At 57.2% G+C, this 17,917-nt stretch carries 21 protein-coding genes; 12 read left to right on the forward strand and 9 right to left on the reverse strand.

Features of this window, described 5'->3' with window-relative positions:
* The first annotated feature begins 147 nt into the window (after window positions 1-147).
* The gene (locus AACY08_RS20160) at window positions 148-1,578 is read left to right on the forward strand and encodes an IS1182 family transposase (protein ID WP_339471256.1); all 1,431 of its coding nucleotides are present in this window, start codon (window positions 148-150) and stop codon (window positions 1,576-1,578) included.
* A 263-nt stretch (window positions 1,579-1,841) separates the two neighbouring features.
* Here AACY08_RS20160 and AACY08_RS20165 read toward each other — a convergent pair whose 3' ends face one another.
* Together AACY08_RS20165 and AACY08_RS20170 are read right to left on the reverse strand one after the other, a co-directional pair.
* Window positions 1,842-2,264 (reverse strand): hypothetical protein, encoded by a 423-nt coding sequence (locus AACY08_RS20165; protein WP_181640493.1) that lies wholly within the window; start codon window positions 2,262-2,264, stop codon window positions 1,842-1,844.
* 93 nt (window positions 2,265-2,357) lie between these two features.
* On the reverse strand, window positions 2,358-2,810 hold the full coding sequence (locus AACY08_RS20170) for a hypothetical protein (protein ID WP_139372194.1): 453 nt from the start codon (window positions 2,808-2,810) through the stop codon (window positions 2,358-2,360).
* Window positions 2,811-3,264: 454 nt separating this feature from the next.
* Here AACY08_RS20170 and AACY08_RS20175 point away from each other — a divergent pair, with 454 nt between their 5' ends.
* The 6 genes from AACY08_RS20175 (at window position 3,265) to tal (ending at window position 7,660) form a co-directional block, all read left to right on the forward strand.
* Window positions 3,265-3,708 (forward strand): DUF6228 family protein, encoded by a 444-nt coding sequence (locus AACY08_RS20175; RefSeq protein WP_339471120.1) that lies wholly within the window; start codon window positions 3,265-3,267, stop codon window positions 3,706-3,708.
* Between the two features lie 33 nt (window positions 3,709-3,741).
* Window positions 3,742-4,143: a hypothetical protein gene (locus AACY08_RS20180; RefSeq protein WP_339471122.1), complete on the forward strand. Its 402-nt coding sequence runs from the start codon at window positions 3,742-3,744 to the stop codon at window positions 4,141-4,143.
* A gap of 123 nt (window positions 4,144-4,266) precedes the next feature.
* A complete protein-coding gene (locus tag AACY08_RS20185; RefSeq protein ID WP_339471124.1) occupies window positions 4,267-4,572 on the forward strand; it encodes a hypothetical protein in 306 nt (101 codons plus the stop codon).
* A 207-nt stretch (window positions 4,573-4,779) separates the two neighbouring features.
* Complete coding sequence (locus AACY08_RS20190; protein WP_339471126.1) at window positions 4,780-5,217, forward strand: hypothetical protein; 438 nt, start codon at window positions 4,780-4,782, stop codon at window positions 5,215-5,217.
* Window positions 5,218-5,415: 198 nt separating this feature from the next.
* Window positions 5,416-6,402 (forward strand): tRNA dihydrouridine(20/20a) synthase DusA, encoded by a 987-nt coding sequence (gene dusA, locus AACY08_RS20195; RefSeq protein ID WP_339471128.1) that lies wholly within the window; start codon window positions 5,416-5,418, stop codon window positions 6,400-6,402.
* Between the two features lie 331 nt (window positions 6,403-6,733).
* Window positions 6,734-7,660, forward strand: a complete 927-nt coding sequence (tal, locus tag AACY08_RS20200) for a transaldolase (RefSeq protein ID WP_339414851.1) — start codon at window positions 6,734-6,736, stop codon at window positions 7,658-7,660.
* 103 nt (window positions 7,661-7,763) lie between these two features.
* Here tal and rssC read toward each other — a convergent pair whose 3' ends face one another.
* Together rssC and rssB are read right to left on the reverse strand one after the other, a co-directional pair.
* Window positions 7,764-8,246, reverse strand: coding sequence for an anti-sigma factor antagonist RssC (gene rssC / locus AACY08_RS20205; RefSeq protein ID WP_029293846.1), 483 nt, complete (start codon window positions 8,244-8,246; stop codon window positions 7,764-7,766).
* A complete protein-coding gene (gene rssB, locus AACY08_RS20210; protein ID WP_339414852.1) occupies window positions 8,246-9,427 on the reverse strand; it encodes a two-component system response regulator RssB in 1,182 nt (393 codons plus the stop codon). The genes rssC and rssB overlap by 1 nt, the downstream gene beginning before the upstream one ends.
* 276 nt (window positions 9,428-9,703) lie before the next feature.
* Between rssB and AACY08_RS20215 the strand changes: the two genes are divergently transcribed.
* Window positions 9,704-10,000, forward strand: coding sequence for a PilZ domain-containing protein (locus AACY08_RS20215; RefSeq protein WP_339414853.1), 297 nt, complete (start codon window positions 9,704-9,706; stop codon window positions 9,998-10,000).
* Window positions 10,001-10,060: 60 nt separating this feature from the next.
* Here the strand turns inward: AACY08_RS20215 and AACY08_RS20220 are convergent, their stop codons facing one another.
* Window positions 10,061-10,750, reverse strand: coding sequence for an MlaA family lipoprotein (locus tag AACY08_RS20220; protein WP_049709410.1), 690 nt, complete (start codon window positions 10,748-10,750; stop codon window positions 10,061-10,063).
* Between the two features lie 196 nt (window positions 10,751-10,946).
* On the opposite strand from AACY08_RS20220, the gene AACY08_RS20225 reads away from it, so the two are divergent.
* Window positions 10,947-11,555: an HAD family phosphatase gene (locus tag AACY08_RS20225; RefSeq protein WP_339471131.1), complete on the forward strand. Its 609-nt coding sequence runs from the start codon at window positions 10,947-10,949 to the stop codon at window positions 11,553-11,555.
* Window positions 11,556-11,665: 110 nt separating this feature from the next.
* A complete protein-coding gene (locus AACY08_RS20230) occupies window positions 11,666-11,932 on the forward strand; it encodes a DUF4404 family protein (RefSeq protein ID WP_339414855.1) in 267 nt (88 codons plus the stop codon).
* Window positions 11,933-12,064: 132 nt separating this feature from the next.
* Here AACY08_RS20230 and queF read toward each other — a convergent pair whose 3' ends face one another.
* Both queF and copI read right to left on the reverse strand, forming a co-directional pair.
* The gene (gene queF / locus AACY08_RS20235) at window positions 12,065-12,895 is read right to left on the reverse strand and encodes an NADPH-dependent 7-cyano-7-deazaguanine reductase QueF (RefSeq protein WP_339471133.1); all 831 of its coding nucleotides are present in this window, start codon (window positions 12,893-12,895) and stop codon (window positions 12,065-12,067) included.
* 223 nt (window positions 12,896-13,118) lie between these two features.
* Entirely contained in the window at window positions 13,119-13,631 is a 513-nt protein-coding gene (gene copI / locus AACY08_RS20240) for a copper-resistant cuproprotein CopI (RefSeq protein WP_339471135.1), read from the reverse strand.
* A gap of 155 nt (window positions 13,632-13,786) precedes the next feature.
* On the opposite strand from copI, the gene AACY08_RS20245 reads away from it, so the two are divergent.
* Window positions 13,787-14,467 carry a heavy metal response regulator transcription factor gene (locus AACY08_RS20245; RefSeq protein ID WP_339471137.1) on the forward strand — a complete coding sequence of 227 codons (681 nt, stop codon included), beginning with the start codon at window positions 13,787-13,789 and terminating at the stop codon, window positions 14,465-14,467.
* Window positions 14,464-15,810: a heavy metal sensor histidine kinase gene (locus AACY08_RS20250; RefSeq protein ID WP_339471139.1), complete on the forward strand. Its 1,347-nt coding sequence runs from the start codon at window positions 14,464-14,466 to the stop codon at window positions 15,808-15,810. Before AACY08_RS20245 ends, AACY08_RS20250 begins: the two co-directional genes overlap by 4 nt.
* A 116-nt stretch (window positions 15,811-15,926) precedes the next feature.
* Here AACY08_RS20250 and AACY08_RS20255 read toward each other — a convergent pair whose 3' ends face one another.
* Both AACY08_RS20255 and lolD read right to left on the reverse strand, forming a co-directional pair.
* Window positions 15,927-17,171 (reverse strand): lipoprotein-releasing ABC transporter permease subunit, encoded by a 1,245-nt coding sequence (locus AACY08_RS20255; RefSeq protein WP_339414860.1) that lies wholly within the window; start codon window positions 17,169-17,171, stop codon window positions 15,927-15,929.
* Window positions 17,172-17,233: 62 nt separating this feature from the next.
* Entirely contained in the window at window positions 17,234-17,917 is a 684-nt protein-coding gene (gene lolD, locus AACY08_RS20260; protein ID WP_164487915.1) for a lipoprotein-releasing ABC transporter ATP-binding protein LolD, read from the reverse strand.

Genomic DNA, 17,917 nt, shown 5'->3' on the forward strand with positions numbered 1-17,917 from the left:
CGACGACAGGGACTTCAGACTAACAATGCAAACCTGCGTCGCTGCGCTCCGACTGCCTGGCCGGATGAGCGTGGAAAGGGTGGCCGGATGTTGGTGGACTGGGTGGCCGGATGGCGTGGAATGCGCAGTGATAACGCAGAATTGCCTATGAAACGTTTCATCCAAGGTGACCATCGAGGACAAAGCGCTCTGCTTCCCGAAAGCCTTGACGACTACGTCAGTGATACCAATCCGGTGCGCGTAGTCGACGTCTTTGTCGACGAACTCGACTTAGTCAATTTGGGGTTTGATAGCGCTATTCCTGCTGATACAGGCCGACCTGGTTATCACCCTGCGATCCTGCTAAAGATCTACATCTACGGCTATCTCAACCGAATTCAGTCGAGCCGGCGCCTGGAGCGAGAAGCCCAGCGTAACGTCGAATTGATGTGGCTGACCGGGCGTTTGATTCCGGACTTCAAGACCATTGCCAACTTCCGAAAAGAAAACAGCAAGGCCATCCGAGGCGTCTGCCGCCAGTTCGTTATGCTGTGTCAGCAGTTGGGATTGTTTGGAGAAAATCTGGTCGCTATCGACGGCAGTAAATTCAAGGCCGTCAATAACCGCGACCGCAATTTCACCAGCGCCAAGCTGAAACGGCGGATGGAAGAAATTGAATCGAGTATCAATCGGTACCTGATTGCGCTCGACGAAACCGATCAACAAGAACCCTCGGTCGCTCAGCCCAAGGCTGCTCGTCTGCAAGAGAAAATCGACAAGCTCAAAGCTCAGATGAAAGAGTTGCACGTCATTGAAACTCAGCTCAACGAATCACCTGATAAACAGGTCTCACTGACCGATCCAGACGCCCGTTCCATGATGACGCGCGGCACTGGAATCGTCGGTTACAACGTGCAGACAGCGGTGGATACCCAGCACCATTTGATCGTTGCCCATGAGGTGACTAACGTCGGTTCCGACCGCGATCAACTCAGCTCAATGGCCAAGCAGGCCCGCGAGGCTATGGCGTCAGAAACGTTGTCGGTAGTGGCTGATCGAGGTTACTTCAAAAGCGAAGAGATCCTGGCTTGTCACGATGCAGGCATCACTGCCTATGTGCCCAAGCCGATGACCTCTGGGGCCAGAGCGGACGGGCGTTTCAATAACGATGCCTTCATCTATGACGCGGTAAAAAACGAATACATTTGCCCGGCTGGAGAAGCACTGATCTGGCGCTATACCACCATTGAAAAAGGCCTGACGTTACACCGTTACTGGAGTTCGAAATGTAGAGGCTGCGCAATGAAACCGCAGTGCACACCGAGTACGGAACGGCGGGTTCGACGCTGGGAGCATGAAGCTGTACTGGAGGAAATGCAGAACAGGCTGAGCAACGCGCCGGAGATGATGCGAGTCCGCAAGCGTACGGTCGAGCATCCCTTCGGGACACTCAAACAATGGATGGGCGCCACACATTTCCTGACACGAAAGCTGAACGGAGTAAGTGCGGAGATGAGCTTGAACGTCCTCGCCTACAACTTGAAACGAGTCATTAAAATTCTCGGTACCAGCGGTTTAATGAAGGCGCTGTCGGCCTGAAGAAGTCTGTATTTTGGCCACCCAGCAAGGTAGACGTGGTGCTAGGGGCTCCCAGGCCCTCGTGATGATCCGCAGAACTTGTTGTGAGCAATTACTCAGCTAACAGCCGTCAGCGCTGCACGCCGACAGTGCACCAGCGCGTTTTTACACACTCTGGGCCATAAGCGGCCAGTCATCAAAGCCCCAAAAATGTCCCGAGGCGAGTATCTAGTCACGCCAGTCAGGCCGTCATTGTGAGCAAGGCTAGAGGTTTCAGGCACTTGCTAGCTGGAGGTAATCTCAAATAGATTTTTGCACAAATAGGCATCCTCTCTTTGAATGAAATCTTCGGGGCTTTCATTGCAAGAATAAGCTTCGAAAACGTGATTGATAATCTTCTTCGCTTGGTCCGTAGTAAGGACAGGAATGTCTATCAGGTCAAGAAGAGCATCGGCTATCTCGTTTAAACTAATGCAGTACTCTTCAGCGGCAACCCTAAGCAGTGCTCGCATATCGCCATGTTTACTATCTGAATTTACATCATTTTTGAGAAATTCAAGTGGCTGTTCCAAGATTTCAAAAGGGTAAATCTTTTGATACCTGTCGCAGTATTCTATAAGGATCCGCCTAACCTTCACGCCATCAGGTTTTGGAGAGCTAGCCCCTAACAGCGCATTAATTTTCGTATTAGCTATCCAGCTTTTCATCGCGAAATTTACCCTGCTTAGCGCTTATTTAAGGGACGTCGACTGGCGGCTCTTGGCCGACAGACGTCTATCATAACAGGCAGAAACCGCTAGTTAGGAGCCATTTGGTGTTGCGTGTAAGAATTTACCGCCTTTAGCTTCAACTGCCGAGCGAACTGCCGCGGCATCTGATGTCGAGCCGATAAATGCAAGTTGCAACTTAGGGAGCATGCTTGATGTGTTACTTAAGGCTGCAATAGCTGAGTTGGCTGCAAAAGAACTATTGGTTCCTGAGATGGCGACACGAACATCAGCTTTGCTTGCAGGGGCAATTATTTGGTGGATGCTTGAAACAATTGGAGATTCTAAACCTGCACTTCCGATAAGCGCGGATGCCATAGCTCCGGAAATGCCGTTATTCGCTGCGGGAACCCAAACTAAATTGAATTTTTGTTGCTCAAATAAAATTGCCGCAGATTGTGCGGCTTGCTGTGGCGATTGGCTCCCAGTTGTAGCGCATCCTACTAATGCAAATAACAAAATTGTGAATGCCGCGAAAAGTTTCATAATTGCTCCTGGATATTTATTAGGCGACGGTTCTGTCGAGAATCACTGAGTGTATGTTGTATAACTTTCCATCGCCATACATAACCTCTTGATCATCATAAAAGGTGATTTTGTAAGCGCGACAGTGATGGGTACATCATTGCTGATGCATTAGCAGACTGCCCACCGTCTGCTTTGGGCCCAGCCCAGACGTCGCGCCAAGCCTTGGCTGTCGCCTTACTCCTGAGTTATGCGACGACTCATTCAGGCATGATGGCAAAGGCATTTCGATGTCGCGTTAGTGCGGATTCGCTGGGCCGTTGCTTTCCGTCGTGAGAGGCAGGAATCGGCCAAAAGCGGACCTTCTGTAAGGAGTGACAACCAGGTCTGGTGGACGATGCCCAATCGAATCCACTATCGCCTAAGTGTTAACCTTCTGTATGGCACGTACTAAGCCGTTTTTTGAATTTTCAGCTTGTGGTTGAGTAATATCGCGCATTTCAGTCCTGAAATCGGTGGAGCAATGCCAGCAGAAATAGAGCAAGAGGATGGGCTGACACTGACCATCATTCCGTGTCCAAGCGGCCGAACTGGTTGCATTGTCGTTCGACTCGCGGGTACTGATCTGCACGCAGAAATTACATCAGAATGGATTTCCTCTGCGGATAACCAGCATCTACTTGACGGGTTCTTCGCCTCGGTATCGCAACTTGAGGAAGGCGTCTCGAAAGACTGGCTTTCTGAAAGCGAGGATTTTGCGATCTCGGCCTGTCTGGATCCTGCTTTTCCGGGATCTGTTTTCTTGCGCGTCTACTTGGGTTCAACGTCAGATGACGGCTGCGATTGGCAAATAAATGCTTCTCTGTTGGTCCTCCCGAGCCAAGTCGAGCGTTTTGCCAAAGAATTGTCCGCCCTTTAACGACGTGGCCTAACTCAAGGTATTGAACCGCAAATGAGCAAACTGGGTTGCAAGTGTGGCCATGTGATTACCGATCAGACCGACAGCTTGCCCTATAAGGCAAGCCTGCTTCGCGACGAGGTAGAAAATGAATTTTGGGAAGAAGTGCACGGTGAGCTCAAATCTTTCGTAGCGGCTGCGGAGTCTGGGGACAAGGTCGCGATAGCTGAGAAATTTGGCGAGCTCACGCCATTGCTCAGCGCTACCGACGAACTGCAGGGCCGGATATCCAGCATCTACATTCACAGAATGTCGACTGCCTACGAATGCCAGAACTGTGGACGCCTTTGGGTGCAAAGGGATGCCAGTGAAAGATTTGTCTACTATGTTCCTGAGAAAGGCGCATATGCGGCAATCCTGGAAGTCGCTTCAGGAGAGCTTGGCGATCGAGATTGAGTGCGCGCGATCGGCCAGGAGCAGTCTCTCGCCAAGGGCAGCCATCGACTGTGGAGTCAGCGCTGCGACTCTTCGGCAAATGGTGGTACAAACTGAGCATATGACGACATGGATAAAGGCGAAATGAATCTGCTGAGTCCCGATCTGCGTGAAGACCTCCTCGAAGTGCTGGATGAGGTCTCTACACTGATGTCCGCTGAATATGCGCAGCTTGGCCCCTTGCCTGATGATCATCCACTGGCACAGTCAGGTCTTGAGAATGGGGCAGAGATCGTTCTGGACTACATCGCACACGGCGAAGCGAGTGTCGCACTCGATCATCTGTTCTACATGATCAAAGAGCCTCCTCTCGCTATCTCTGCCAGGTCTGCCGAGAAGCTGGCTCGGCTTGCCAAAGTGTTCGAAATGCCCTTGAGCTGGAGGGCATGAGGTCTGATCGGAGAGTAGAACAGGACGCGCCATTGGCGTAGCGGAAGACGGCTATCGGCCAGAGGCGGACGTAATGGCGTTTGTGTAGTATCTGTCTCTCTTCCCACCTGTATGAGGTGCCCGATGTCTAGCCGACACTCCCCATCCCCTACAAGAGCTGCCCTAGACCTGCAAAACGCACGTTCGCTTTTGGGAAAGCGGCTTAGTGTGCTGCTGCACGATCAGTACTATTTCAACGACGAGAAAGATCTGGGAGACATAGGTTCTCTAGAGTGGCGTTTTGGCGAGCGAGAAGTTGTATCCATGTATCTCTTGAGTGATGGCGAGAGAGTAGGCGCCGACTTGTTGTCTTCTGATACGCCGGCTTCCTTCGAGATAGAGTCGAACGTGACCTGCTCCTGGAAGAGGGAAAACCTACTTGCAGGTCTATCAGCAACCCACCTCGAGAACACAAAAATTTGCGCAGTTGAGGGGATTCTTGACTCTTTCAACGGGCAAGAGCCTTGGCTGGCCGGATTCAGAGTTACGTTCGAGACCGGTGACTCATTGATCTACCTTAACCAGGGCGACGACGCCGTCGTATTGATTAATGCGCTACCGCCAGTAAGTGTAGGTCTCGAAACCCGCTTCGTTACCTCAATTTAATGACAGCTATGGGTCGACTGCTGCCAGATATCGGGGTCAGACCACGTTATCTAACGTACTGGCCTCCCTCCGATCCCGACACATTTCACACGAAGCAATGTGCAACGCGAGGTGGTGAGAAGCGCACAAGCCCCTCCCACACCCTAGACCCATCCCTGATAAACTGCGCCCCATTCGCCTCGTTGACTCAGATCCCCAATGCCCCTACAAACAGCTCCCCTCTCCCGCCGCTTCTCCGTCGCTCCCATGATGGATTGGACGGACCACCATTGCCGGTACTTCCTGCGCCTGCTCTCCAAACACGCGCTGCTCTACACAGAAATGGTCACCACCGGCGCGATCCTGCACGGCGATCACGAGCGCTTCCTGCGTCACAACGAAGCCGAGCACCCGCTTGCGCTGCAATTGGGTGGCAGCGTGCCTGCCGATCTGGCGGCGTGTGCGCGCATGGCCGAGGCTGCGGGGTATGACGAAGTAAACCTGAACGTCGGCTGCCCCAGCGACCGGGTGCAGAACAATATGATCGGCGCAATTCTGATGGCGCACCCTGCCCTGGTAGCCGATTGCGTGAAGGCAATGCGCGATGCGGTGTCGATCCCGGTAACGGTGAAGCACCGCATCGGGATCAACGGACGGGACAGTTATGCCGAGCTGTGTGATTTCGTCGGCCAGGTGAAAGAGGCGGGCTGCACCAGTTTTACCGTGCATGCGCGGATTGCGATTCTGGAGGGGTTGTCGCCGAAAGAGAATCGCGACATTCCGCCGTTGCGCTATGACGTAGCGGCGCAGTTGAAACGGGACTTTCCGGAGTTGGAGATTATTCTCAACGGCGGAATCAAGACGTTGGAACAGTGCCATGAGCATTTGCAGACGTTTGATGGCGTGATGCTGGGGCGGGAGGCTTATCACAATCCTTATTTGCTGGCGGAGGTGGATCAGCAATTGTTTGGCAGCGCGCAGCCGGTGATCAGTAGGGCTGAGGCGTTGGCGCAGTTGCGGCCTTATATTGCTGAGCATTTGGCTGCGGGGGGCACGATGCATCACATTACTCGGCACGTGTTGGGGCTGGGGACGGGTTTCCCGGGGGCTCGCAGGTTCAGGCAGTTGCTGTCGGTGGATATTCATAAGGCGAGTGATCCGTTGGCGTTGCTGGATCAGGCAGGAGAGCTGTTGGAAGGACGGTGATGAGGGTGTGTCAGTCGGGGCAGGAGGTGACTGGACTGACGCTTTCGCGAGCAAGCCCTCTCCCACAGTTGGATTAGCTTACCTCTGGTAAATATCGGCGGCTGTGGTGCCGCTATCGCAGGCAAGCCGGCTCCGACATTTTATCGTGGTGTTCATGCGCTACTTCGGTTGAACCTGCTGGCCGTTTTGGCCTCCTATTTAGCAGCCAGACCTGCCATTCAAACGGCTGTTTTCAGGTTGTTGCCCTCGCAAACGATCGAACGCATTTGCGCCCTTGAGCGCCTGCCGGCGCTCGGGTAATGTCATCAGACCCATAGGACAGAGCACGCCCATGACTTCCAAGCTGGAACAACTCAAGCAATTCACCACCGTCGTAGCCGATACCGGCGATTTCTCCACCCTCGCCAAGCTCAAACCGCAAGACGCCACCACCAACCCTTCCCTGCTGCTCAAGGCCGCCTCGATCCCAGGCTATGCCAAGCTGCTGGATGAGTGCGTCAAGGACTGCAACGGCGACGTGGGCCTGGCCAGTGACCGTTTTGCGGTGGCGGTGGGTCAAGAGATCCTCAAAGTAGTACCGGGCCGCATTTCCACCGAGGTGGATGCCCGTCTGTCGTTCGACACTGACGCCGTACTCAAGCGTGCGCACCGTCTGATCGACCTGTACGACAAAGCCGGCGTTGGCCGCGACCGCGTACTGATCAAGATCGCTTCCACTTGGGAAGGCATCCGCGCCGCCGAACAGCTGGAAAAAGAAGGCATCCAGACCAACCTGACCCTGCTGTTCTCGTTCGCCCAGGCCGTGGCGTGCGCAGAGGCTGGTGTGTTCCTGATTTCGCCGTTCGTGGGCCGTATCTACGACTGGTACAAGAAGGCCAACGGCAACGACTACACCGGCGCCGAAGACCCAGGCGTGCAGTCGGTGACACGTATCTACAACTATTACAAGGCCAATGGCTACAAGACTGTGGTGATGGGTGCGAGCTTCCGTAACCTGAGCCAGATTGAAGAGTTGGCTGGGTGTGATCGCCTGACCATCAGCCCGGATCTGCTGGAGAAGCTGGCGGCGGATGAGGGCACGCTGGCGCGTAAGCTGTCGCCAGGCCATGCCGGTGAAGCCCGGGTGCATTTGACTGAAGCGCAGTTCCGTTGGGAGTCCAACGAGGATGCGATGGCGACTGAGAAGTTGGCTGAAGGGATTCGTCAGTTTGCGCGAGATCAGGAGAAGCTGGAGGCGCTGCTGACTGCCAAGTTGTAAGGCGGGCAGTTGCAAAAAGGGCGGTACCTTCGCGGGTACCGCCCTTTTTTGTGCCCACGGGCTCAAGCCGGCCTCGGCTCAACTGTGTTTCAGCAGTTGGGGATCAGTGGCGTTCCAGGGCATTCACGAGGTCGTGAAAGGCTTCGCGATTGGACTCGTTGAGGCCCATCAGGATCTTGTGTGCCTCCAGCACCTTCAAACGCACCACTTCCTCGGACTGGTCCTGCGACGGCAGGTCAGTCAGGCATTCCGGGCAGGGGATCGGGCGATCAACGATGTTGAACACCTGGTCGAAGCCCATGGACTGCAGCAGCCGGGTAATGTCTTCATGGGTGGTGACGACCGTAGGCAACAGGCCGACCTTCTGCCGAGACAGAATGGACAACTTGGCCAACAGCCCAAGGGTGGTGCTATCGATGCTGCGGGTTTCGGTCAGATCGATCACGATCGCCGAGAAATTCAATGCTGTGAAGATCCGCTCAATCGTCGCATCCAGCGCCGAACACAAGGTCAGGCGCACTTCACCGACAAATTTCAGGACGAAGGTCCCATCTTGCTCGGCGAATTGGATTCTTCCGGTACTCATCAAAGATTCCTGCTCAACACCAATAGGGCGATATCATCCGGCATCTCCCCTAGCGTGGCCAATCCAAAAACCTGCCGCAGGCCATCCAGGCTGCCGCCCGCCGACTTGACCTTTTGGGGCAAGGCGGCTTCTTTCTCTTTGAGTGTAGGCTCTGGAAGGAGGTCCAGGATGCCGTCGGACATCAGCGTAAGGCTGAACGTCGGCGGCAGTTCCAGGATGTGGTCTTCGTAGGTGGCTTCATTGAATAAGCCTACGGGCAGACCACGCCCTTCCAGGTAACGCACACTGTCTGGAGTGTATAACACTGGCATCGGCAGGTGGCCGCCGATGCTGTAGGTCAAAAGACCGGTTTCTTCGTCAATAACACCGCCGACCATCGTCACGTGCTTGCCCAGCTTGCAGCTGATCAAGCCCCGGTTTATGTGGCCCAGCACCGCGGAAGGGGTGAACTCCGGCAAGGTGCCATTGCGTTTGGATTCGAACAGCAGCCGTGTGGTCATGAACTTCAACAATACGGTGACAAAAGCCGAGGAAGCACCATGGCCGGAGACGTCGGCCAGGTAGAACGCGACACGCCGCTCGTCAACGCGGAAGTAATCGACAAAATCACCCGACAGGTACAGCGAAGGGATGATCTGGTGTGCAAACTGGAATTCGTCGATGGTCCAGGGGCTGACTGGCAGCATGTTCATCTGCACTTGGCGACCGGCGTTCTGGTCTTCCTGAAGCAGGTTAAGGCTGGCTTCGAGTTCGCGGTTGGCGGTTTCGAGCTTTTCACGGTAGCGCTGGTTTTCTACCAGAAGGCGTGCACGATCCAGGGCACGGCGCACCGAGTGCTCCAGCACCGCCAGGTCTTCAAGGGGCTTGATCAGGTAGTCGGCAGCACCCAGGCGCAGGGCTTCGACGGCATCATTCATCACGCCGGCGCCGGACACGACAATCACCGGCGTCTGCGGGGCGAGCTCAGTCACCTGCCGAATCAGCTCGAGGCCGCCCATCTGGGGCATGCGCAGATCGCAGATCACGAGGTCGGGCTGGTCGCGCTCGAATACCTGGAGACCCTGTTGGCCATTACTGGCCTGCAGGACGCTGAAGCCACTGTCTTCCAAATAGGCCGCGAGGCTCGCGCGCACTACTTCGTCGTCATCGATTATCAGCAGCGTGGCACTGGTTTTTTGCATGTGGGCAAACGGCGCCAGAATTAGGTTGGCGTAGGCGGCTCGGCAATGGCCGGGCTCACGTACTGGATTCGCTTTCTAGCCTCTCTGTCCTACAAAGCATTGGGATTTTGCCCATGCACAAAGGTAAAGCAGAGGTGCCCTTCTAAGGCGCAGACGGTACTCCCATCCGACAGGGGTTTCAAGCTCATGCCGATGGTCGCCGGACGTCTTTACACCGCAAATCACCGGGAGTTATAAGAACAGGCACGACCACAACACAAAGTAAGGATGAAACCTATGAGCGAGCATGAGCGCGACTACGCTGAAAAACGCGATTTCATCCGCATGCGTGTGGATGCCGATGTGTCTCTGATCCACGCGGGGCAAGAGATTGCCGGGGTTTGCGTGGACCTTTCCAGCTCTGGTATGCAGGTAAAGGCAACTCGCGAGTTCAACGTCGGCGACCTGCTGACGGTGCGCATCGATTCGGAGCACGCCGCACTGAAAGGACTGGAGGCGGACACCGAGGTGGTGTGGGCCAAAGCCAAAGGGGAAGACCAGCACCTTGGCCTCAAAATCCTGAAGATGCGCTGAAAGACGCGCACAAAAAAGGCGACCGCTGGGGTCGCCTTTTTCATTTCAAAACGTCACAGCTTAGAAGTCGTCGACAACCTTGCCATCCTTGACCTTGAACTCGCGGTTCTGCAGGTAGGCGTTGCGGATGAAGGTGTACTTGTCACCTGTGATCAGTTTTTCGCTGTCGAGCAAACTGGCGCGGGCGTCAACAATGCCCAGCCCCATGACACTGTTGCGCAGGGAAACATCATCCATGTAGCGGTACGGCTGCGTGTAGCTGTCCACGTACTTGGACGGCGCATCGCGCAGTGTGCTTGGGCCCAGCAGCGGGATCATCACGTATGGACCGCTGCCAACACCCCAGTAGCCGAGGGTCTGGCCGAAGTCTTCATCGCTGCGTTGCAGCCCCATTTTGGTGCCCACGTCAATAAAGCCGAGCACGCCGAAGGTGGTGTTGACCAGCAAACGGGCAGTGTCGACCCCGGCATTGTGAGGCTTGAGCTGCAGCACGTTGTTGGCCAGGTTGCCGACATCGCCGATGTTGCGGAAGAAGTTGTGGATACCGTCTTCGACAAATTGCGGGGTAATCCACTCATAGCCTTGGGCCAATGGCTTGAGGGCATAGGTATCAACGGTGTCGTTGAAGGTGAAGATCGGGCGGTTGACGCTTTCCCATGGATCATCTTCCGACGCTGCGTGTGCGGCGAACGGGGCCAGCAAGACAGTGGCACACACCGACAGCTGAGCGAAGTAGTGGCTCCAGCGCATAGCTTTTGCTCCTTGAATGGTCTGTCATGGGCGCTATGCCCTGAATAAGGCGCTCAGTATATGACGGAAGTGTCCAATTAGGCAGCTTCCGGGAAGCTGTCGCACGCAAAATGGACAAAATTCCTACAATTAACAATCTTGTCATCGACTTGTCATCTAGCCTCGATAGCGTCAGAGCTATTTCAGGGATGTCGACATGCCTCACGCCGAAATAGCCATCGCCAGTGCTCCCGCCTTGACTGCCGTTTTGTTTGGCTTGAGTGGCTGCCTGGTGGACTTCGGTTCCCGGGCGCGCACCGATTCGACCGCCCCCGATTCCCAAGCCACACTTGGCTCGCTGAAAATCCTGCGCAGCCTCAAGGAGCAAGGCGTCCCCTGCGCCTGGCTGGATGAACTCCCTCCCTCTGTCACTACGCCCCTGGCCGTCACGCTGCCAGACTGGGTCAAGGCGACGCCACCTTCCTCGATCCGCTGGCCGGCGCCGCATGCCTGCTGGCAAGCCTTGATGGCGCTGAACATCGAACGCCTGGGAGGCTGCGTGTTGGTCAGCGGCGAACCGCGCCTATTGCAATCCGGGCTCAATGCCGGGTTGTGGACCATCGGCCTGGCCTCCTGCGGCTCGCTGTGCGGCATGGCACCCGAACAATGGCAAGCGCTGACCGAACAGGAGCGCGAACACAAGCGCGGCAAGGCCACCGTCGCCCTGTACGGGTTGGGCGTGCACTCGGTCATTGATCACCTGGGCGAACTCGGCACCTGCCTGGCCGACATCAGCCTGCGCCAGCTCAAAGGCGAAAAGCCCTGACACGGATCATGCACAGTCGCCGCCGGTGGATTAATCTACAGGTCAGCCCGTAGACCTTTCTCGGCGTGCCGCGGTCTATGCCAGTGCCTATCGATAAAAGGAAACATGTCATGCCTGATCGCAAAAAACTGGAAGAACAGGTCGAGATCCTGCGCGGGCAGTTGGAACAGGAACCGCCGCTGTCGGAAGAGAAACGTGAAGCGCTGGAGGCCTTGATTGCCAAGTTCGAATTACAACTTGAACTGGAACCGGCCACCCAGACACCCAGTATTTCTGACGATGTGAATCAAGCTGCTATCGAGTTCGACGCCGAACACCCGGTCATTTCCGGGACTTTGCGCAACATCATGGTCACTTTGGGCAACATCGGGATCTGATTCCTGCCCCAAGCCAAACGCAGAACCCAATGGGGGAGCTGGCTTGCGATAGCGATCTTTCAGTCATTATTCAGTCGACTGATACACCGCCATCGCAGGCAAGCCAGCTCCCACATTGGCTTTATATGAAGGCTACTGACGGGCCAGGCGCACGTTCTGGAACGCCACCTCCTCCGTGCTGCGATACGGGTTGATATCCAACCCGCCACGCCGCACATACCGCGCATATACCGTCAACTTCTCAGGCTTGAGCAAACGCTGCAGGTCGAGAAAAATGCGCTCTACACACTGCTCGTGAAAGTCCGAGTGCTGGCGAAAGCTCACGAGGTATTCCAGCAGACTGGCGTGATCCAGCGCCGAGCCACGGTACTCCACCACCACACTGCCCCAGTCCGGCTGGCTGGTCACCGGGCAGTTGGATTTGAGCAGGTGGCTGTGCACGCTCTCCTCCACGATGCGCGATTCATCGCAACGCAGTAATTCCGGGCGCGGATGCTCGTAGCTGCTGACGTTGATATCCAGCTCATCAATGCACACGCCGGGCAACGCCATCACGCCTTCGGCCTCAATCTCGGCCAGGCTGCGGATGCGCACGCTCACCGGTTTGCCGGCAGCGGCGCTTAGGTCGGTACGCAGAGTCGCCTCAAGACTGGTCGTATCGGCAAACGCGGTCTGGTTCAGCGAGTTGAGGTACAGCTTGAACGACTTGGACTCGATGATGTTCGGCGAGTCGGCCGGGATACTGAATTCACCGATAGCCACCACCGGCTTACCCGACGGCAGCAGCCAGGACAGTTCGAAGCAGTTCCAGAAATCCACGCCCTTGTAAGGCAAGGTCTCGGCGCTCAGGCCCAGCTCGGCCCATTTGGCGGCACGCGGGATCGGGAACAGCAACGAAGGGGTGTAGGTGGAGATGTATTCACTGGACTTGCCCAGCGGCGAATGTTCGGCTGCGGGATGCATGGCGGAAACCTGGCTAAATAAACCGCGCCAGTCTACCAGCCTTTGCTACTACCCTTAAGAAACACAGCGCCGCCCCACCCAGTAGCAGCTGTCGAGTCTCGGCGAGGCTGCGTCAGCGGTGCGCCTGACACTCTGCAAACGCAGCCTCGCCAAGGCTCGACAGCTGCTACGCAAAGCTCAGGCAAGCGCTTCACCAGGCTCGCTTCAAGACGCCATCTGCGAATTAGTTGACGTTAAGCTTGCCGACCATGCCCGCCTGGTAATGCCCCGGAAGATTGCAGGCAAACTCCAGGCCCGTGGCCTTTGTAAAAGTCCAGGTCAGCTCGGCAGTTTTACCAGGCTCGACCAATACGCTATTGGGATCATCGTGCTTCATCGCGCCATGGCCCATGGCGCTGTGGTCCATTTCGCCCATACCGGTGGCGGTGAGCATGCCACTGGCCTGCATCTGTAACATTTCCTTCTGGTGCTCGGCATGCATGGCCGCGTCACCCAGGTTGAATTCGTGGAGCAACCGGCCCTTGTTGACCAGTACAAAGCGCACCGTCTCACCAGCTTTTACGTCCAGGGACTTGGGCGAAAAGGAAATGTCCTGCAGCGTCACTTTCACGGTGCGCGTGGCTTTGCTCGCCGGGGCTGCCTGGCCGAACGCATAGGCGTGCGCCGCATCAGCCACCGCATCGAAACTCAACGCCAGCAGGCAACCCGCCAACAACAGGGGTGTACGTAACGCCATGTCTATTCTCCAAAAATGTGTAACGCGCTTGGGCAGCACTCTAAGATAACGTCGCTGCCAGCCAGCTGACTGCTAGATTACAACTTTGTCAGCTTAGCCCCCTGCCCTGGCACCCAAGGTATAAAGCCGTCGTGAACCGTTGCCAAGAGCCGCCCATGAAACTGCTGATCGTCGAAGACCAACCCAAAACCGGCCATTATCTGCGCCAGGGACTGGCCGAGGCGGGCTTTACAACCGAATTGGTGGCCGACGGTACCAGCGGCCAGCACCTGGCACTGACCGGGGACTACGACTTGCTGATCCTCGACGTGATGCTGCCCGGCCGTGATGGCTGGCAAATCCTCCAAGCCGTGCGCAGTGCAGGCCTGGACATCCCGGTGCTGTTCCTCACCGCGCGCGACGCGGTGGAAGACCGTGTGCACGGTCTTGAACTGGGCGCAGACGATTACCTGGTCAAACCCTTCGCCTTTTCCGAACTGCTGGCCCGCGTACGCAGCCTGTTGCGCCGTGGCAGCAGCTCGCCTCAGGAAACCGCACTGCACCTGGCCGACCTGCGCCTGGACCTGATCCGCCGCCGCGTCGAACGGGACGGCCAGCGTATCGACCTGACCGCCAAGGAATTCTCCCTGCTGGAATTGCTGCTGCGCCGCCAGGGCGAAGTGCTGCCCAAATCGCTGATCGCCTCCCAGGTCTGGGACATGAACTTCGACAGCGACACCAACATCATCGAAGTCGCGATCCGCCGCTTGCGCCTGAAAGTCGACGATAACTTCCCTACTAAACTGATCCACACCGTACGCGGCATGGGTTACGTGCTGGAGGAGCGCGTCAATTGATCAAGCGCCTGTCCCTGGCCAGCCGCCTGGCGCTGCTGTTTGCCGCCTGCACCGCAGTGGTGTCGTTGATCGCCGGCGTGCTGTTCAACCACGCCAGCGAGGCGCACTTCATTGAGTTGGACCAGCAACAGCTCGACAGCCAACTGGTGGCGCTGCGCAGCACCTTGCAGGGTGTCGATTCGCCAGGTGCATTCGCCAGACGTGAAGCGCAACTGCGCGCCGAACTCAATCGCCAACCCGAGCTCAGGCTGCGCATCACCGCCGCCGGCCACCGCTGGCTGGACGATGCGCCAAGCGTGAACTTGCCAGACGCACCCGGCCTGCACAGCCTGCAAAATGCCGGCACCGACTATCGGGTGTACAACGCGCCGCTGAGGGCAAACCAACCCGACTCACCCCAACTGACGCTGATGCTCGACATCACCCACCACCAACATTTCCTGCAGCGCATGCAGCACCTGATCTGGCTCACCGTCGGCCTGTCGGCCCTGGCCACCGCCCTGCTCGGCGCCTGGGCCGCGCGCAGTGGGTTGCGGCCGTTGCGACGCATGGGTGAAGTGGCTGCCAGTGTGTCCGCGCACTCCCTGACCCAACGCCTGCCTCAGAAACACATGCCGGTGGAACTGGCCGAGCTGGCCCAGGCCTTCAACGCCATGCTGGGTCGCCTGGACGATGCGTTCCAGCGCCTCTCAGCGTTCTCCGCCGATATCGCCCATGAACTGCGCACGCCGCTGTCGAACCTGCTGACCCATACCCAAGTGATCCTGACCCAGCCACGCCCGCTGGAGGATTACCGCGAAGCGCTGCACAGCAACCTGGAAGAGCTGCAATGGATGGCGCAGTTGGTCAACGACATGCTTTACCTGGCCAAGGCAGACCATGGTTTGCTCATGCCTAAGCGTGTGCCTTTGGCGCTGGCTGATGAAGTGGATGCTTTGCTTGAGTTTTTCGCGTTGCTGGCGGAAGACGCCCAAGTCAGCCTGATTCGCGAAGGTACTGCCCATACGCTGGGTGATCGCAGCATGTTGCGCCGGGCCCTGTCGAACTTGCTGGATAACGCGCTGCGGTTTACGCCAGCGGGCGGCGAAGTAAGGGTGCAGATGACGGATGGCGTGAGGTTGACGGTTGAGAACACAGGGGAAGGCATTCCACCCGAGCTGTTACCGAAGTTGTTTGACCGCTTCTATCGGGCTGATCCAGCGCGGCACGAGGGCAGCAGCGAGCACGCGGGGCTGGGGTTGGCGATTACCCAGTCGATTGTGCGGGCGCATGGGGGGAGGATTTTTTGTGAGTCTGAAGTGGGGTTGACGCGGTTTGTAATTGAGTTGCCCATGGAGGGTTGATGCAAGCTGGGCCAGCCCTTTCGCGAGCAAGCCCGCTCCCACATTCGACCGAGTACATCCTGTGAAATGCGGTCAAAATGTGGGAGCGGGCTTGCTCGCGAAAGCGGTCTTACATCCTACGAATACCTGAGGGCATGCGCCGGCTCTATCTTCGCCGCCCGATACGCCGGGTACAGCGTCGCCAAAAAGCTCAACACAAACCCCGCCGCGCAGATCAGCACCACATCCCCACCTTGCAGCTCCGAAGGCAGGTTGCTGACAAAGTACACATCCGAACTGAAGATGTGCTGCCCGGTGACTCGCTCCACCCAAGCCACCAGCTCACTCACGTTCAGCGCCGCTATCACGCCAAGCACACCACCGATCAAGGTGCCGACGATACCGATCACCGTGCCCTGCACCATGAAGATCGCCATGATCTGCCGTGGCGTGGCGCCGATGGTGCGCAGGATCGCAATGTCTGCGCCTTTGTCGTTCACTACCATGATCAAGGTAGCAATGATGTTGAACGCCGCCACAGCGACGATCATCAGCAACAGCAGGCCGATCATGGTCTTTTCCATTTTCATTGCGCTGAACAGGCTGCCTTGAGTGTGCGTCCAATCATCAGGCTTATAGGCCGCGCCCAGGCTGGCGGCGATATCCGCCGAGACCTTGGGCGCCGCATACAGGTCTTTCACCGCCAGGCGCACGCTTTGCACCTGGTTCGGCTGCCAATGCTGTATCTCGGCCGCGTCGGCCATGTGGATCAAGGCCATCGAACCATCCAGCTCGGCGCCAACCTTGAAGATCCCGACCACGTTCAAGCGCTGCATGCGCGGGGTGATCCCTCCCGGTGCGGTGCTGATTTCCGGCACGATCAGGGTCAGCTTGTCCCCCACATTCAGGCGAAAACGCCGGGCAGTGATTTCGCCGACTACCACGCCGAACTCGCCGGGTTTCAGGTCATCCAGTTTGCCGCGCACGATGTGCTGGGCCACGATCGACACCTTGCCTTCCTGCGCCGGGTCGACGCCGCTGATCTCGATCGGCTGCATCGCGCCCTTGTAGGAAAACATGCCGTCCATCTGTGTGAAAGGTACTGCGGCAGTCACTTCCGGATTCTTCATCGCGGCGGCAGCCACGGGCTGCCAATCGTCAATCGGGTTCACGCCGACGATGGTGGCGTGGGGCACCATGCCGAGAATGCGCGAGCTCATTTCGCGCTGGAAGCCGTTCATCACCGACAGCACCACGATCATCGCCAATACGCCCAAGGCGAGGCCGATCATCGAGGTCATCGAGATAAACGATACAAAACGGTTGCGGCGCTTGGCGCGGGTATAGCGCGTGCCGATGAAAATCGATAACGGTCTGAACATTCGCGTGCACCGCCTGAAAAAATGAAAAAGCCCGGCGCTTAAAGCACCGGGCTTGAAACGGGTCAGATGGCGACCAGATGACCTTCCTGCAGGTGCAACACGCGGTCCATCTGCCGGGCCATGCTCATGTCATGGGTCACCACCAGGAACGCGGTGCGCATCTGGGTGCTCAGTTCCAGCATCAAGTCCTTGATGCCCTGGGCAGTGTGGGAGTCGAGGTTGCCGGTGGGCTCGTCGAGCATCACCAGGCCCGGGTTGTTCACCAGGGCGCGGGCAATCGCCACACGCTGACGCTCGCCACCGGACAGTTCGGCCGGCTTGTGTTCCAGGCGATGGCCGAGGCCGACGCGTTCCAGCAAGGCCTTGGCGCGCTGGCGGGCTTGCGGGATCGCGGTCTTGCCGATCAACAGCGGCATGCACACGTTTTCCAGCGCCGTGAATTCCGGCAACAGGTGGTGGAACTGGTACACAAAGCCCAAAGAACGGTTGCGCAATTGGCCACGGGCCTTTTCGCCCAGGGCCGACAGTTCTTCACCGGCCAGCCATACGCTGCCCTGGGACGGCGTATCAAGCCCGCCCAGCAGGTTCAGCAAGGTACTTTTGCCGGAACCGGAACTGCCAACGATCGCCACGCGCTCGCCGGGGTGCAGCTCAAGTTGCAGGTTGGACAACACGACAACAGATTCCGGGCCCTCCTCGTAGGATTTACCCAGGTTTCGGCAGCTCAGGATTGCTTTTTCACTCAT

The organism is Pseudomonas sp. EL_65y_Pfl1_R83 (assembly GCF_963970695.1).
Classification (GTDB): Bacteria; Pseudomonadota; Gammaproteobacteria; order Pseudomonadales; family Pseudomonadaceae; genus Aquipseudomonas; species Aquipseudomonas tritici.

Coding starts and splice junctions, on each gene's coding strand:
- AACY08_RS20245 (WP_339471137.1), top strand. CDS start 13,787: ATGAAACTGCTGATCGTCGAAGACCAACCCAAAACCGGCCATTATCTG.
- AACY08_RS20160 (WP_339471256.1), top strand. CDS start 148: ATGAAACGTTTCATCCAAGGTGACCATCGAGGACAAAGCGCTCTGCTT.
- queF (WP_339471133.1), bottom strand. CDS start 12,895: ATGCATCCCGCAGCCGAACATTCGCCGCTGGGCAAGTCCAGTGAATAC.
- tal (WP_339414851.1), top strand. CDS start 6,734: ATGACTTCCAAGCTGGAACAACTCAAGCAATTCACCACCGTCGTAGCC.
- AACY08_RS20180 (WP_339471122.1), top strand. CDS start 3,742: ATGAGCAAACTGGGTTGCAAGTGTGGCCATGTGATTACCGATCAGACC.
- AACY08_RS20255 (WP_339414860.1), bottom strand. CDS start 17,171: ATGTTCAGACCGTTATCGATTTTCATCGGCACGCGCTATACCCGCGCC.
- rssC (WP_029293846.1), bottom strand. CDS start 8,246: ATGAGTACCGGAAGAATCCAATTCGCCGAGCAAGATGGGACCTTCGTC.
- dusA (WP_339471128.1), top strand. CDS start 5,416: ATGCCCCTACAAACAGCTCCCCTCTCCCGCCGCTTCTCCGTCGCTCCC.
- AACY08_RS20185 (WP_339471124.1), top strand. CDS start 4,267: ATGAATCTGCTGAGTCCCGATCTGCGTGAAGACCTCCTCGAAGTGCTG.
- AACY08_RS20170 (WP_139372194.1), bottom strand. CDS start 2,810: ATGAAACTTTTCGCGGCATTCACAATTTTGTTATTTGCATTAGTAGGA.
- AACY08_RS20225 (WP_339471131.1), top strand. CDS start 10,947: ATGCCTCACGCCGAAATAGCCATCGCCAGTGCTCCCGCCTTGACTGCC.
- copI (WP_339471135.1), bottom strand. CDS start 13,631: ATGGCGTTACGTACACCCCTGTTGTTGGCGGGTTGCCTGCTGGCGTTG.
- AACY08_RS20215 (WP_339414853.1), top strand. CDS start 9,704: ATGAGCGAGCATGAGCGCGACTACGCTGAAAAACGCGATTTCATCCGC.
- AACY08_RS20165 (WP_181640493.1), bottom strand. CDS start 2,264: ATGAAAAGCTGGATAGCTAATACGAAAATTAATGCGCTGTTAGGGGCT.
- AACY08_RS20220 (WP_049709410.1), bottom strand. CDS start 10,750: ATGCGCTGGAGCCACTACTTCGCTCAGCTGTCGGTGTGTGCCACTGTC.
- AACY08_RS20230 (WP_339414855.1), top strand. CDS start 11,666: ATGCCTGATCGCAAAAAACTGGAAGAACAGGTCGAGATCCTGCGCGGG.
- rssB (WP_339414852.1), bottom strand. CDS start 9,427: ATGCAAAAAACCAGTGCCACGCTGCTGATAATCGATGACGACGAAGTA.
- lolD (WP_164487915.1), bottom strand. CDS start 17,917: ATGAGTGAAAAAGCAATCCTGAGCTGCCGAAACCTGGGTAAATCCTAC.